We start from the raw sequence: 13,868 nt of genomic DNA, 5'->3' as shown, positions 1-13,868 counted from the left end.
GGCTAGCGTGTCGCCAACGACCGCAACAGACGGGAGAGATCGCCCATGTCAGCGATGCCCATGTCTGCGACGGAGGGCCTGGTGCGCAGGCTGCGCGGCACGGTTGTGCCCGCCGTGGCCACTCCCATGGACCCTCGGGGAGTCGTGGACCTGGACGCGCTGCGGGGCTATGCGGAGAAGATCGCGGCCGGGCGGATCGGCGGCGTGGCCGTCTGGGCGCACACCGGCCGCGGTCTGTATCTCTCCGAGTCCGACCGCCATCAGGTGCTGCGCATCTGGCGGGAGGCGGTCGACGGGCCGATCGTGGCAGGTGCGGGGGTGCCACGATCGGCCCGGGCCGGCACCTTGCGGGAGGCCTGGGACGCGACCGTCGCCATGGCGGTCCAGGCGGCCGGCCTCGGCGCGGACGCCGTCATGGTCTATCCGCTGCCTCACTTCGCCTCGCGCCCTCAGGGCGAGTCGGAAGCGGTACGGCTGCACGAACGGGTCGCCGAGGAGAGCGGGCTGCCGGTGCTCGGCTTCTTCCTCCACGGCGAAGCGGGCGGCTATCCGTACCCGCCGTCCCTGATCCGCCGACTGCTCGCCCTGCCGTCCGCCGCCGGGATCAAACTCGCCACGCTGGACCGCGCGATGGCCTGCCAGGACGCGATCCACGCGGCGCGCGAGAGCGGGAAGCTCGTCGTCACGGGCGAGGACCGGATGTTCGGCCCGTCCCTGATGTGGGGCGCCGACTCGGCACTGGTGGGCATCGCGGCGGCGAGGGTGTCACTGACGGGGGCGGTGCTGGACGCGTGGACGGCGGGGGACTATGGGGCCTTTGTGCGGGCGTCGAGGCGGCTGGACCGTTTCGCGGAGGCGACGTTCCTCGATCCGATCGAGGGGTATGTGCAGCGGATGCTGTGGGCGGCGGTGTGGGAGGGGCTGATTCCGGAACATGCGGCGCATGATCCGTACGGACCCGAACTCCTGGCGGGGGAACGCGAATCGGTGATCGCGTGCTTGGAGGGGCTGGCGAGGGAGAGCGGCTAGGGGGCCTGCGGCGCTGTTCCCCACCCCGCCCCTTCCCGAACTGGGGGCGAGCCCCCAGACCCCCGGTACGGCCTCCGGCGGTGTCCTCAAACGCGGACGGGCTGAACTTGCGGCTCGGCCGCATATTCAGCCCCGCCGGCTTTTGAGGCGCGGGGGTCTGGGGCGGAGCCCCAGTTACGGGAAGGGGCGGGTAGGGGAAAGCGCCGCAGGCAGCCCGAACAACCCCACCGCGTTCCCCCACAGCACCCTCTCCCGCTCCTCCGGAGTGAAGCCCGCATCGCGCACCACCCCCAGCGCCACACACGGATCGATCAGCGTCGCATCCGTACCGAACAGCAGGCGTTCCACCGGCACCCCCGCCTCCCTCGCGTAAGCGATGCGGCCCGCGTCCGTCGCCGTGCGGCAGTGCTCCAGGTACAGGCGGTCGCACGCGGCCGCCGCGTGGGCCGCCTCGCGCCAGGCGTCGCCGCCCGCGTGGCCCATGATGACGCGCAGGCCGGGGCGGGACGCCAGGAGTTCCGGCAGGAGGGTGACTTCGTCGCCCCAGGTGTGCAGCAGCAGTGGTACGCCCGCCTCGGCGACCACGTCGAACGCCTCCGCCATCGCCCGCGCCCCGGGCAACTGCCCCGGATAGTGGGTGTGGATCTTCGCCCCGAGGAACCGTCCCGTGTCCAGACAGCGCCGCAGATCCGCCGCGCTCTCGTCGGGCCGGTTGGGGTTCACCACGGCGTATCCGTACAGCCGCGGCTGCTGCGCGAGCACCTTGGCCAGCGCCGCGTTGCCGCCCACCGCGTCGTACACCACCGCCTCCGACGCCGAGACAACCTGCAGGTCGATTCCGTACCGGTCCATCTGCCGCAGATTGGTCTCCGTGTCCCCGCAGGTCAGATGGAACTGCCAGCGGCCCACATGCGCATGCACATCGATGATCGGCATCAGACCAGCAGCTCCTCGACGTTCTTGGTGGCGATCGCGGCGCGGTCGTCGTCGGAGATGTCCGCGTACCGCAGCCGCAGCGTCTGCGGTGAGATGTCCATGAACGGGGTGCGCGAGCCGAAGACCAGATGGCGCGGGCCCACCGTCTCCACCACGCGCTCGATGGAGTCGGGCCCCGACAGCATCCGGGTGGTGGCCCGGAATCCGGGTTCCTCGCGGGCCAGCAGCAGGAAGTCGGCCAGCAGATAGGCGTGCAGATCGAGGAAGACCACATCCGCGCCGAGACCCATGAGCGGCGGACCGTAGCGGCGCGGGTCGCCGTCGTGGAGGAGTGTCAGCCCGCGTTCCAGCGCGAGCGAGACCACCCGCCGGTAGCCGGGGAAGCCGGGTTCGGCCATCTGCTCGATCGTGAACAGGCGCAGGAACCGCACCCCTGCCGTGGCCAGTTCGTCGAGCCGGTCCTCCGCGGTCAGCGCGTCCCGTACGTCGATCGTGCCGACCGGCAGCAGTTCCGGGCAGCCGGCGAGATCGCGGACCGTCTCGGCGTTGCCTTCGCCGTCGTCGAAGAGGGGGCCGCGCGTCGAGAGGGCCAGCGCGGCGGCGACGGGGGAGCGGCTCAGCCGGTCGCGGACCTCGGCGAGCCCGATGTCGCGGTGGTGCCGCGGCCACGGCCCGTACAACACGTCCACGTCCCAGCCGATGTACTCCTCGGCGGACGGAGTCAGCCACTCGTACGCGCTCATCGTGTTTCCCCGTCGGCCAGGGCCCGGGCGATCCGGTCCACGTCGTCCTCGGTGTATCCCTCGTTCCACTGGAGCACCAGCAGCGTACGGTCGATCAGCCCCTCGGCACGGGGACACAGGCCTGGCGGATATCCGGGCAGTGCCGGATTGGCGTACAGCGGGCGCTCCAGGTATCCGGGCAGGGCCGGAATCCCCGCGGCCTGGAGCTTCTTGGCCCAGCGGGCGTTGTCTTCGACCAGGAGCGGGACCACCCACCAGGCGTGACCCGTGCGGTGCCCGGGCATCTCGACGCCCGGGATCGCGGCGACCGCGGCGGCCAGCTGTTCCGCCCGCTCCCGGCGTACGCGTACGACGTCCGCGACCTTCGTGAGCTGGGCGCGTGCCACCGCCGCGATGAGCTCGGGCATCCGGTAGTTGAGGCCCGGCTCCCGGTGGATGCGGCCCTCCGTGCGGTCCCAGCCCTTGTCCATGAAGAGCCGCATATGGCGGGCGAGTGCCGGGTCGTCGGTGAGCGCGAGACCGCCGTCGCCCGCTGTGATGTGCTTGTACTGCTGAAGGCTGAAGCAGGCGATGTCGCCCACCGTGCCCAGCAGCCTGCCCCTCGCGTCCTCGCCGAGCCAGGCCTGCGCGCAGTCCTCGATCAGGACGAGTCCGTGCCGGTCGCACACCGCGCGCAGCGCGTCGATGTCCGCCGCGCCGCCGAAGAGATGCACGGCGATGACGGCCTTGGTGCGCGGCGTGACGGCCGCCTCGACCGCGGCGGGGTCGATATTGCCGTCCTCGGGGCGTACGTCGGCGAACACCACACGTGCCTGCTGCGCCAATACGGGCGCGACTGTGCCGAAGTCCGAGATCGGAGTGGTGATGACCTCGTCGCCGGGGCCGACCCCGGCCGCGGCGACCGCCAGATGCAGCGCGGCCGTCCCCGAACTGCAGGCAACCGTCTCCGCGCGGGAGTACAGCCCGCTCATCTCGGCTTCGAGGGAGCGTGCTTCACTGCCGAAGGCGCTGCACAGCACAGTGGAGTCCAGTACGCGCAGGACCGCGGCCCGTTCCTCCTCGCCGAAGGTGCGGCCGCGGGGGTCGAGAACTGTGGGCAGCGGCATTTCCCGTTCGGGCATCGGGGCACTATCCTCTCCGCAAGCATGCGGTTATGGCCTGGGCCGAAATTAGAACCGCGGTTGCCGGGCGTCAACCCCGTCCAGGCGGGCGTCAACCCCGTCCAGAAGTACCGCAGAACCACTCCAGAAGAACGGAGACCGGCCGATGGCTCTCACGGTCGGCGTGATCGGTCCCGAGGACCTTGTGCCCAAAGTGGTCGCGGTCGGCGGCTCGTCGGGGGCCGACCGTCTTGTGCCGCTCCCGTACCGCCACGAGGACGAGACCCTCGACGTGGTCGCCGGGGCACAGGCCGGCGTGGACGCGCTGCTGTTCACCGGCGTCGTGCCGCACACCCTGGCCACGGCCGCCGGGCTGCTGGACCGGCCCGCGATGTATGTCCCGTACAACGGCGCGACCCTGCTGCGGGCGCTCGTCGAACTGCTCCGTCTGGGCCACGACGTCTCCCGGATCTCCATCGACACACTGCGCCGCAGCGAGGTCATGGAGACGCTCACCGAGGCCAAGCTGCCGACCGAGCATGTGCATGTACTGCCCTACCGGCCGGGTCTGACCTCGCAGGATCTGGCCGAGTTCCATCTCGCCGCCCGCGACAAGAAGCAGACCAGAGTCGCCCTGACCTGCCTCGGCTCGGCCTTCCACCTGCTCGACCACGAGATGCACGCCGTACGGCTCGCGCCGTCCCGGCACTCCATACGTTCCACGCTCCAGGCTCTCGTCCTGGCCACCGCGGGTGCGCACAGCGGAGACGCCCAGGTCGCCCTCGGCATCATCGACCTCCCGGCCGCTGACCGCGAACTGGCCGCCGACCTGCGGGTGCTGGGCGGCAGCCTTGCGGATCTGCCCGACGGGGAGCGGCTGGTCGTCACCACCCGCGGCGTCCTGGAGGAGGTGAGCGAGCAGTTCACCCGCCTTCCCTTCCTGGACGACCTCGCCGCCCGGCACGGCACCGCGCATGTGGGCTTCGGGCTCGGCCGCACCGCTGCGGAGGCCGAATCGCTGGCCAGGCGCGCGGTCAACCGGGCCCGTTCGGTGGGCACGGTCGCCGGGGTCGTCTCGATGACCGACGACGTGGACATCGTGATCGACGCGGAACGGTCCTCCGGGCCGGCGGTTTCCGGCCCGGAGAGCACGGTCACCCTCGCCCGCCGTGTCGGACTCAACGCCAAGACCCTGGACCGGCTGCGCGAACTGGCCGCGGAGGCGGACGAAGGCATCACCGCGCACCGCGTCGCCGAGCACCTCGATGTCCAGCAGCGCACGGCCCGCCGCATCCTCAAGCGCCTGGAGCGGGCGGGGGTTGCCGTGCCGACGGGCAGCCGGCAGCAGGGACAGACCGGCCGCCCGCCGATCGTCTACCGCGTACGCCTCTGAGCCCCGTCCGTGAACCCCGTCCGTGAGCCCTGTCCCTGAGCCCGCCCCGAGCAAGCCACGAGCCCGCCTTACGGTCCGGGCCGTAACTCGAAGGAGCCGTGCTTGAAGATCGCCTCGGTCCACACGCGCGTCGTCAGGGCCCCCTACCGACGCCCCTTCGTCATCAGCAGCGGTACGAGCCCGGAACTGATCAGCCTCGTCGTCGAAGTACGCACGGCCGACGGCGAGTCCGGCTTCGGTGAGGCGTCCCCGATGACCGCCTACACCGGAGAGACCCTCGCCGGTCTCGAGGCCGCGCTCACCGAGCATGCCGCCCCCGCGCTCATCGGCCGGGACCCCCGCGATCTGGCGGGAGCGCACGCCGCCATGGACACCGCCATCCGTGGCCAGCACCTCGCGAAGGCGGCGCTGGACATCGCGCTGCACGACCTGACGGCGCGGGCGGCGGGCTGGCCGGTGCATCTGCTGCTCGGCGGCTGCGTCCGGCCGCGCGTCCCCACCACCTGGGTGGTCGGACTCGGCACGGTCGAGGAGATGGTGGAGGAGGCGACCGCGTACGCCGCGAAGGGCTTCACCCACATCAAGGTCAAGGGCGGCGAGGACCCGGACCTGGATGTGGGGCTGGTCCGTTCCGTACGCCGGTCGGTGCCGGACTCCGTCGAACTCTGCCTCGACGCCAACGAGGGCTACGACCCGGGTACGGCGGCCAGGACTGTGGCCCGGCTCGCCGACGTGGGCCTCGACCTGGTCGAACAGCCGCTGCCGCGCTGGGACTTGACCGGGATGGCTGCGCTGCGCGGCAGTGGCGGTGTGCGCGTGATGGCCGACGAGAGCATGCAGTCGCTGCACGACGCGCTGGAGATCGTCCGCCGGGGGGCAGCGGATGTCCTCAACATCAAGATCCTCAAGGTCGGCGGGCTCCACCGGGCCCGGCAGATCGGCGCCCTGGCCGAGTCGGCGGGCCTCGCGGTGAAGATCGGCACAATGCCGGAACTGGGCGTTGCCTCCCTGGCCGCGACCCACCTGGCGGCGGCGCTCCCGCACGCGACGGTCCCGGCGGACCTGGTGGGCCCGCTGCTGGTGGAGGCGGAGCCGCTGGCACCGAGCGCGTTCGCGACGACGGCGGACACGGGGTGGGTGGATGTCCCGCTGGGTGCGGGCCTGGGCCACGACCTGTGACGCAGCCGGGGCTCCGCCCCGGACCGCTGTGGCTGGGGTTCCGCCCCAGCCCGGCGCCCCTACAGCAGACCGTCGCCCACAACTGCCCCCACCTGTCCCGCCAGCCTCGCCACCGGACCCGACGGCGTCTCCAGCGCCACCAGTTCCCGCACCGCCTCCGCCGTCTGGTCATCCGTCGCCGCCGTCGCCGCGAGCAGCGCGATCAGGTGGTCCAGCAGCCAGTCGCGCAGCTCGTCCGCCGGCGGCTGCTTCCCCTCGTCCAGCCAGATCAGCGACGCCGCCTCGACCGCGGCGATCCACGTGCGCACCATCATCCGCAGCCGCGGTCCCGGCCGGTCCGCGCCGATGTGGACGAGGATCTGTTCGGCGGCGGCCCGCCGCACCTCGTCGACGATCGCGGTCGTACGGGACGTCTCAGCGACGCTCCCGCCGCGGAGCAGCGCGCTGAACCCGGCGTCGTGCTCGTCGACGAAGACGAGATAGCGGTCGAGCACCCGCGAGACCCGCTCGGTCGGCGGGCCCGCGGGTGGCTCCGTGAAGCACAGTTCCAGCTGGTCGGCGGCGGATCGGAGGGCGGTTTCGTACAACTGCTGCTTCCCGCCGGGGAAGTAGCGGTAGACGAGCGGCCGGGAGACCCCCGCCGCCTCGGCCACGTCGTCGAGGGATATCTCGTCCGGCGGCTGGTGCGCGAAGAGCGTGAGCGCGGCCGCGAGGAGCTGCCTGCGGCGCTCCTCGACGCTGAGCCGCCGGTAGGCAGGGGCAGGGGTCGCTGGAGCGGGACTGGTCATGCTCGCAGCGTATGCCCTGTCCGGGATCAGGCGAGGAGTCCGGAGCTCTTCCACAGCCTGCGTCCGGGCCCCCTCAGCACTCCGATGTCATCAAGGAAGTCCGTCAGCCGCTTCGCGCCCGACTGCATCACCTCTCGCCGGTGTCCGCTCGCCTTGACCTGTGCGACCGCCTCGCGCCGGTCGAGGCCGATGTTCGTGTACACCTGAGGGTTCACGAAGCAGATGGAGAAGACCCGAGCCGCCTGGCCGCAGCTGAGCCGGGTGAACTCCTGCTCCCAGCGTGGCGCGGTCACCATCTGGCGGCGCAACTCCTCGCGGGCGTAGCGGACATGGCGCGCCTCCTCGACCACATGGATACGGGTCACGCCGCGCACCAGGGTCTGGACACGCTCGTCGGGGAAGGTCAGCCGCTGCATCCAGTCGAGGATCTCCTCGCCGAGCAGCGTCGCCGCGAACGAACCCGGTGTCGTCGAGACCGTCTTCAGCACGCGCGCGAGATTGTGGTAGACCCGCGGTACGGGATACGTCGGCGCCCCGCCCTTCTTGATCATCCTGGCGAACATCATCGAGTGACGGCACTCGTCGGCGATCTCGGTGAGCGCGTACCGCACATGGTTGCTGGTCACGGACTTGTCGTAGATGTGGCGCACCAGCAGCTGCATCAGGATGATCTCGAACCAGATGCCGAGCGAGGCGAGTGCTGCGGCTTCGTGCCGGGCCAGGTCGAAGCGCTGCTCCTCGGACATCGTGTGCCACAGCGGGGTGTCGTAGAGGGAGAGCAGCTCCGGCGGCCAGAACCATTTGCCCTCCTCGGCCGGGGAGTCCCAGTCGAGTTCCTTGTCAGGGTCGAAGGAGTGCTTGGCGGAGGACTCGAGCAGGCGCTCGGCGACCTGCTCCCGGTCCCGGAGCGGGCCGAGTGCGTCGCGGAGCTGCCGCATGTCGCGTTCGGTCACTGTCGTCATGGCTGAGGGCACCTCGGGGTGGGGCGGTGAAAAGGTTGCTCCTTATGAGACTGCGTGTCAGTAAGCTCGTCAATCCCTTGTGCGCGACTTGTTGACGAAGCGTCTACCAACGTGTGAGCCTGCCAACTGTCCTTAGGTGTACGGGATATGAGGCGAAGGAGCCTTCCGTGTCGACGTACGACCGCTACACAAACGCCCCCGAAAGCCTCCACTGGCAGGTCCCGGCCTCCGGCGCCGCCCGCTTCAGCTGGGAGTACGAGGACGGCCGTGACCGGCTCCTCGCCCTCTACCAGAAGGGCAAGGACAAGCAGTGGGACGGCACCAAGCGCATCGACTGGGACCTGGAGGTCGATCCGTACGACCCGCTGGGCACCCCCGACGAGGCGCTCACCCTCTACGGCTCCCGCCACTGGGCGAAGTTCACCGAGAAGGACAAGGGTGAGCTGCGCAAGCACTACACGTCCTGGCAGTTCAGCCAGTTCCTGCACGGCGAGCAGGGTGCGATGGTGTGCGCCGCGCGGATCGTCGAGTCGGTTCCGGATCTGGACGCGAAGTTCTACTCCGCGACCCAGACCATGGACGAGGCCCGGCACGCCGAGATCTACGGCCGGTTCCTGCACGAGAAGATCGGGATGCTCTACCCGGTCAACGACAACCTGCAGGGACTGCTCGGCGACACCCTGCGCGACTCCCGCTGGGACATGCCGTATCTGGGCATGCAGGTCCTCATCGAAGGGCTTGCGCTCGCGGCCTTCGGCCTGCTGCGGGACACTACCGACAAGCCGCTGCCCAAGCAGATCCTGGCGTACGTCATGCAGGACGAGGCCCGCCATGTCGCCTTCGGGCGGATGGCCCTGCGCGACTACTACAAGGAGCTCAGCGACGCGGAACTGCGCGAGCGCGAGGAGTTCGTCATCGAGGGCTGCTATCTGATGCGTGACCGCCTCAGCGGGGTGGAGGTGCTGGAGAACTTCGGCATCCCCAAGCAGGAGGCGGCGGAGCTCTCCGAGCAGTCCGAATATCTCCAGCTGTTCCGGAAGCTGCTGTTCAGCCGGATCGTTCCGTGCGTCAAGGACATCGGGCTGTGGGGCGAGCGTCTGCAGCAGGCCTATCTGGACATGGGCGTCTTCGAGTTGGGCGACGCCAACCTCGACCTCCTGATGTCCGAGGACGAGGAGATCGCCGAACAGCTCGACCGCGAACGCTTCGCGGCGGAGGAAAAGGCGCGGGTCACGGAGGTCGAGGAGGCGATAGCGGACGGCGCCCAGGATTCCCAGGCGTTCCCAGGCGTTCCCAGGCGTTCCTAGGACGGCGGCGGGAACGACGTCCGCAGGGTGAACGCCTCAGGTGTCGGGCCGTGTTCGCGGATGTGGAGCAGGCGCTGTTCGGCCTCCTTCACCGTTGGGCGGTGGCCCGGCTCCACCCACCACAGGGTCGTCATGACCTCTTCCACCCGCTCGAAGAATTCGTAGCGGCGGCCCAGCAGCTCGCGGTGCTGCCCCTGGTACATGAATGCCGTCAGCGCGTTCGTGTTCCGCCACACCGACATGTTCACCATCAGCCAGTCGTCCGCGAAGATCCGCAGATCCGTCGCGTTCCCGCTCTCCTCCTTCAGCCGCCAGATGAAGCCGTCGGCCGCGTCCGCGACCGCGTTCACCGGGTCGAGGCCGTCGACGAAGTCCTTCAACTCCGGGGAGTCCAGCAGGAATTTGAGTCGGGCTATGTTCACCTGGGCAAGTTCGTAGGGCCTCTGTTCGTTGGTCATGAGCGCACCATAATCGTGTGCTTCTCGGCCGCCACTGATATTTCGAGGAGCGAGATGTCCGTGCCGCGAGCCGTCACCAGTTGCAGGCCGACCGGGCAGCCGTCGCTCGTGAAGCCTGCGGGAATGCTTGCGGCCGGGTGGCCGCTCAGGTTGAACGCCCAGGTCAGGGACGTGGAGTAGAGCTCGCCCGGGCCTTCGTGGCCGTGCGGGCGGTTCGGGGTCGCCGGGGTGAGGAGCAGGTCCGCGTCCGCGAACAGGTCGGCGAGGCGGCGGTCGTTCTCCGCCCGTACGCTCGCACCTGCCGCGGGCCGGCCGCGCCGGACCGACTGCCAGGCATCCTTCGGGTCGAGCAGAGCCGGCGGCTGCCCGTCGAGGCGTACGATCCCCGCCGACACCAGCCGGTCCACCGCCGACCGCGCCACCGACTCCACCTCCGGGTCGGTCTCCGCGAACCCGAGGTCGGGCGACCACCGTGCCCGTACCGGGAGCGGCACCCGCACGTCCTCGTAGCCGTCCAGGACACACCGCAGATACACCCGCGCGTCGGCCGCCGAGCGGGTCAGCACACCCGCCGACGCCAGGCCCGTCCGATCCGGCGACGGCAGCAGCCCGTTCGTCGTCTTCAGGCCGAACACCCCGCACCAGGCCGCCGGGATCCGTACCGAACCTGCCCCGTCGCTTCCCGTGGCCAGCGGCACCATTCCGGCTGCGACGGCCACCGCCGAACCCGCCGACGAACCGCCCGGCGTACGGTCCGCCCGCCACGGGTTGAGGGTGGGGCCGTGCGCGCCGAGGCCCCAGGTCTGCCAGTACGTGCCGGGGCCCGGAACCGACGTCGAGCCGACCGGGACCGCGCCTGCCGCGATCAGCAGGCGGGCCGCATACGACCGGATGCCGGAACGACCCTTCACCGCGAACGGCAGGCCGCACAGCGGGAGTTCTGGGTCCGACTTGTGTGCGAGAGCCCGCTCGGGCCACACCTCGATGAACGCACTCAGCCCGGGATCGAGCCGCCCGATCCGCTCCAGCGCCTGTTCCACCACCATCCGGTCAGTCTCTCAGCGCCGCCTCCATCACCGCCCGCGCGATCGGCGCCGCGCTGCCACCGCCGCTGACGTCGCCGCGCACGAGTGACGCGTCCTCGACGACCACCGCGACCGCGACCGACGGCCGGCTCGCGTCGTCCGCCTGTGCCCAGGAGATGAACCAGGCGTACGGCGTACCGGCGTTGCCGAGACCGTGCTGTGCCGTGCCGGTCTTGCCACCCACCCGCGCCCCCTCGATCGCGGCGTTCTCGCCCGTGCCCTCCTCGACGACCCTGACCATCAGGTCCTGGAGCTGCTGAGCGGTCGCCGGGTTCATCGCCTGGTGGTACGAGGCCGGGGTGGTCTGGATGAGCGTGTGGCCGTTCGACCGGGTCACCCGGTCCACGAGATAGGGGCGTTTGAGATCACCGCCGTTGGCGACCGCGGCCGACACCATCGCCATCTGGAGCGGCGTCGCCGTGGTGTCGAACTGCCCGATGGAGGAGAGCGCCACCTGGTCGACGGTCATGCGCCGGTCGAAGTTGGACACGGCAACCCCCGAAGGGATCCGCAGCGACGGGTCGTTGAAGCCGAACCTGCCGACCGTGTCCAGCATTCCGGCCAGCCCCACCTTCACTCCGATATGCGCCAGCACGGTGTTGCAGGACCACTGGATGGCGTACGCGAGCGAGGCATTGCGGCAGCCGGTCGCCGCGTTGGGGAGTGTGGTCCGGGTCCCGGGCAGGACATACGGATCGGGTGCACCGCTCGGCGCGTCGACATCGCTGACCACGCCCGAGTCCAGCGCCGCCGCCGCCGTCACGATCTTGAAGGCCGAGCCGGGCGGATAGGTCTGCCGGATGGCCCGGTTGAGCATCGGCTGATGGCCGGACTCATTGAGCCTCGCCCACGCGGTCTTGACCGCCGGCCCGGTCCCGGAGAGCTCCCCGGGGTCGTACGAAGGGCTGCTGACCAGCGCCAGGATCTTCCCGGTCGACGGTTCGACCGCGGCGACGGCGCCCCGCTTTCCGCCCAGACCGTCGAACGCGGCCCGCTGCATCGAGGGCTTGATGGTGGTGACGACCTTGCCGCCGGGGGACTGGCCGCGGCTGATGTCGTTCCAGAAGGGCAGCGGCGCGAGCAGCGAGGCCGTGCCGGACAGGATGCTGTCCTGGGCGTTCTCCAGGAGGCTGGTGCCGTACGTCTGTGAGGAATAGCCGGTCACGGGCGCGTACAGCGGTCCGTCGGTGTAGGTGCGCTCGAAGCGCAGCTGCTGGCCGCTGTCCTTGGAGCCGGTGACGGTCTGGCCGCCGACCACGATGTCCCCGCGTGGCTCGGCGTAACGGGCAATCGCCAGGCGCCGGTTGGCCGGGTTCTTGTCGAGCGAGGTGGCCTCGAGGATCTGCACCCGGGCGGCGTTGACGAGCAGCGCAGCCAGCAGCAGGAGGCACAGGGCGGCGGCGCGCCGGATGTAGCGGATCACCGTTCGTCCTCCAGGTCCCGGTCCAGGACCGGGGCGAGGACCGGGTCGAGGGTCACCGGCTCGGGCGCTTCGGGGTGCGGCGCCCGGGCCGAGTCGCTGACCCTGATGAGCAGCGCCACGATGATCCAGTTGGTGACGACCGACGAACCGCCCTGCGCCAGAAAGGGCATCGCCATGCCGGTGAGCGGAATCAGGCCCATCACTCCGCCCGCGATCACGAAGACCTGGAGGGCGATGATCGAGGCGAGGCCGACGGCGAGCAGCCGCCCGAAGGGGTCGCGCAGGGCGAGTCCGGCGCGGTAGCCGCGGGCCACCAGGAGCCCGTAGAGCAGGAAGATCGCGGTCAGGCCGACCAGGCCGAGCTCTTCGCCCGCGGTGGCCAGGATGAAGTCCGACTTGGCGGCGAAGCCGATGAGGGCGGAGTGCCCGAGGCCGAGGCCCTCGCCGAGCATTCCGCCCGCTGCGAAGGCGAAGAGCGACTGGGCGAGCTGGCTGGGGCCCTGGCCCGCATCGATGGTGGCGAAGGGGTCGAGCCAGTCCGTGACGCGGCTGTTGACATGTGGTTCGAGGGAGCCGACGGCGAACGCACCTGCCCCGGCGAGCAGCAGGCCCACCGCGATCCAGCCGGTGCGTCCCGTCGCCACGTACAGCATGATCACGAATAGTCCGAAGAAGAGCAGCGAGGTGCCGAGGTCACGTTCGAGGACCAGCACGGCGACGCTGAGCAGCCAGATCGCGACGATGGGGCCGAGCACCCGGCCGGTGGGGAGCTGGAGCCGCCAGATCCGGCGGCCGGTGTAGGCCAGGGCGTTGCGGTTCGCCGCGAGATACGAGGCGAAGAAGACGGCGAGCAGGATCTTGGCGAACTCGCCCGGCTGGAAGGAGAATCCGCCGATCCGGATCCAGATCTTGGCGCCGTTCACGGCGGGGAAGAGGATCGGCACGATCATCAGGACGAGGGCCGCGGCGACCGAGAGATATGCGTACCGCTGCAGCACCCGGTGGTCGCGCAGCAGGCCGACGGCCGCGATGAACAGCGCGACGCCGATGGTGGACCAGATCAGTTGGGTGGGCGCGGCCACGTCGCGCGGGGTGTCCAGGTCGAGGCGGTAGATGAGCACAAGGCCGATGCCGTTGAGCAGGACGGCGATGGGCAGCAGCAGCGGGTCCGCGTAGGGGGCGCGCAGGCGTACGGCGAGATGGGCGAGGAGAGCCAGTACGCCGAGGCCCGCGCCGTAGCCGGCGGCGTCCGGCGGGACCGCGTTGTTCTTGGTCAGGCCCACATCGACATAGCCGTATACGGAGATGAGGACGGCGCAGACGAGGAGCGAGAGCTCGACGCCCCGCCGCTTGGGGAGGCGAAGGTCGGGCGGGGGAGCGTCCGCCGCCCTCGTCGTCGTTGCGGTCATGCTTCGCAACGTAGCCGGGGCTCGGCCCCGGACCCCGGTCCTCCATCGTGGGACGG

Annotated in this window: 13 protein-coding genes; 4 read left to right on the top strand and 9 right to left on the bottom strand. The window is 70.5% G+C overall.

Annotation, left to right across the window (positions count from 1 at the left end):
* Nucleotides 1-45 precede the first annotated feature (45 nt).
* The gene (locus tag ABZS64_RS24465; RefSeq protein WP_355833424.1) at nt 46-1,029 is read left to right on the top strand and encodes a dihydrodipicolinate synthase family protein; all 984 of its coding nucleotides are present in this window, start codon (nt 46-48) and stop codon (nt 1,027-1,029) included.
* 174 nt (nt 1,030-1,203) lie between these two features.
* On the opposite strand, the gene ABZS64_RS24460 is transcribed toward ABZS64_RS24465, so the two are convergent.
* The 3 genes from ABZS64_RS24460 to ABZS64_RS24450 are packed head-to-tail and all read right to left on the bottom strand — an operon-like array spanning nt 1,204 to nt 3,829.
* Complete coding sequence (locus ABZS64_RS24460; RefSeq protein ID WP_355833421.1) at nt 1,204-1,965, bottom strand: amidohydrolase family protein; 762 nt, start codon at nt 1,963-1,965, stop codon at nt 1,204-1,206.
* Nucleotides 1,965-2,708 (bottom strand): hypothetical protein, encoded by a 744-nt coding sequence (locus ABZS64_RS24455; protein WP_355833418.1) that lies wholly within the window; start codon nt 2,706-2,708, stop codon nt 1,965-1,967. The genes ABZS64_RS24460 and ABZS64_RS24455 overlap by 1 nt, the downstream gene beginning before the upstream one ends.
* Nucleotides 2,705-3,829 carry a DegT/DnrJ/EryC1/StrS family aminotransferase gene (locus ABZS64_RS24450; protein ID WP_355833415.1) on the bottom strand — a complete coding sequence of 375 codons (1,125 nt, stop codon included), beginning with the start codon at nt 3,827-3,829 and terminating at the stop codon, nt 2,705-2,707. The genes ABZS64_RS24455 and ABZS64_RS24450 overlap by 4 nt, the downstream gene beginning before the upstream one ends.
* Before the next feature lie 145 nt (nt 3,830-3,974).
* On the opposite strand from ABZS64_RS24450, the gene ABZS64_RS24445 reads away from it, so the two are divergent.
* Both ABZS64_RS24445 and ABZS64_RS24440 read left to right on the top strand, forming a co-directional pair.
* A complete protein-coding gene (locus tag ABZS64_RS24445; protein ID WP_355833412.1) occupies nt 3,975-5,201 on the top strand; it encodes a helix-turn-helix domain-containing protein in 1,227 nt (408 codons plus the stop codon).
* 102 nt (nt 5,202-5,303) lie between these two features.
* Entirely contained in the window at nt 5,304-6,380 is a 1,077-nt protein-coding gene (locus ABZS64_RS24440) for a dipeptide epimerase (RefSeq protein ID WP_355833409.1), read from the top strand.
* Between the two features lie 59 nt (nt 6,381-6,439).
* On the opposite strand, the gene ABZS64_RS24435 is transcribed toward ABZS64_RS24440, so the two are convergent.
* On the bottom strand, nt 6,440-7,168 hold the full coding sequence (locus tag ABZS64_RS24435) for a TetR/AcrR family transcriptional regulator (protein WP_355833406.1): 729 nt from the start codon (nt 7,166-7,168) through the stop codon (nt 6,440-6,442).
* 26 nt (nt 7,169-7,194) lie between these two features.
* The gene (locus ABZS64_RS24430; RefSeq protein ID WP_355833403.1) at nt 7,195-8,130 is read right to left on the bottom strand and encodes a diiron oxygenase; all 936 of its coding nucleotides are present in this window, start codon (nt 8,128-8,130) and stop codon (nt 7,195-7,197) included.
* 167 nt (nt 8,131-8,297) lie between these two features.
* On the opposite strand from ABZS64_RS24430, the gene ABZS64_RS24425 reads away from it, so the two are divergent.
* Nucleotides 8,298-9,437 carry a ferritin-like domain-containing protein gene (locus tag ABZS64_RS24425; RefSeq protein ID WP_355833400.1) on the top strand — a complete coding sequence of 380 codons (1,140 nt, stop codon included), beginning with the start codon at nt 8,298-8,300 and terminating at the stop codon, nt 9,435-9,437.
* On the opposite strand, the gene ABZS64_RS24420 is transcribed toward ABZS64_RS24425, so the two are convergent.
* Genes ABZS64_RS24420 through ABZS64_RS24405 form a run of 4 tightly spaced genes read right to left on the bottom strand, consistent with a single transcriptional unit; the run spans nt 9,434 to nt 13,812 of the window.
* A complete protein-coding gene (locus ABZS64_RS24420) occupies nt 9,434-9,895 on the bottom strand; it encodes a DUF3291 domain-containing protein (RefSeq protein ID WP_355833397.1) in 462 nt (153 codons plus the stop codon). The genes ABZS64_RS24425 and ABZS64_RS24420 overlap by 4 nt on opposite strands.
* Nucleotides 9,892-10,941 (bottom strand): amidase, encoded by a 1,050-nt coding sequence (locus ABZS64_RS24415; RefSeq protein ID WP_355833394.1) that lies wholly within the window; start codon nt 10,939-10,941, stop codon nt 9,892-9,894. Before ABZS64_RS24415 ends, ABZS64_RS24420 begins: the two co-directional genes overlap by 4 nt.
* 4 nt (nt 10,942-10,945) lie before the next feature.
* Entirely contained in the window at nt 10,946-12,403 is a 1,458-nt protein-coding gene (locus ABZS64_RS24410; protein ID WP_355833391.1) for a penicillin-binding transpeptidase domain-containing protein, read from the bottom strand.
* Nucleotides 12,400-13,812 (bottom strand): FtsW/RodA/SpoVE family cell cycle protein, encoded by a 1,413-nt coding sequence (locus ABZS64_RS24405; protein ID WP_355833388.1) that lies wholly within the window; start codon nt 13,810-13,812, stop codon nt 12,400-12,402. Before ABZS64_RS24405 ends, ABZS64_RS24410 begins: the two co-directional genes overlap by 4 nt.
* Nucleotides 13,813-13,868: the final 56 nt, after the last annotated feature.

The sequence above is a fragment of the Streptomyces sp. NPDC005408 genome, from assembly GCF_040606445.1.
Classification (GTDB): domain Bacteria; phylum Actinomycetota; class Actinomycetes; order Streptomycetales; family Streptomycetaceae; genus Streptomyces.
Note: the sequence above shows the minus strand (reverse complement) of the source record. Positions and strands in the feature narration are given on the sequence as shown.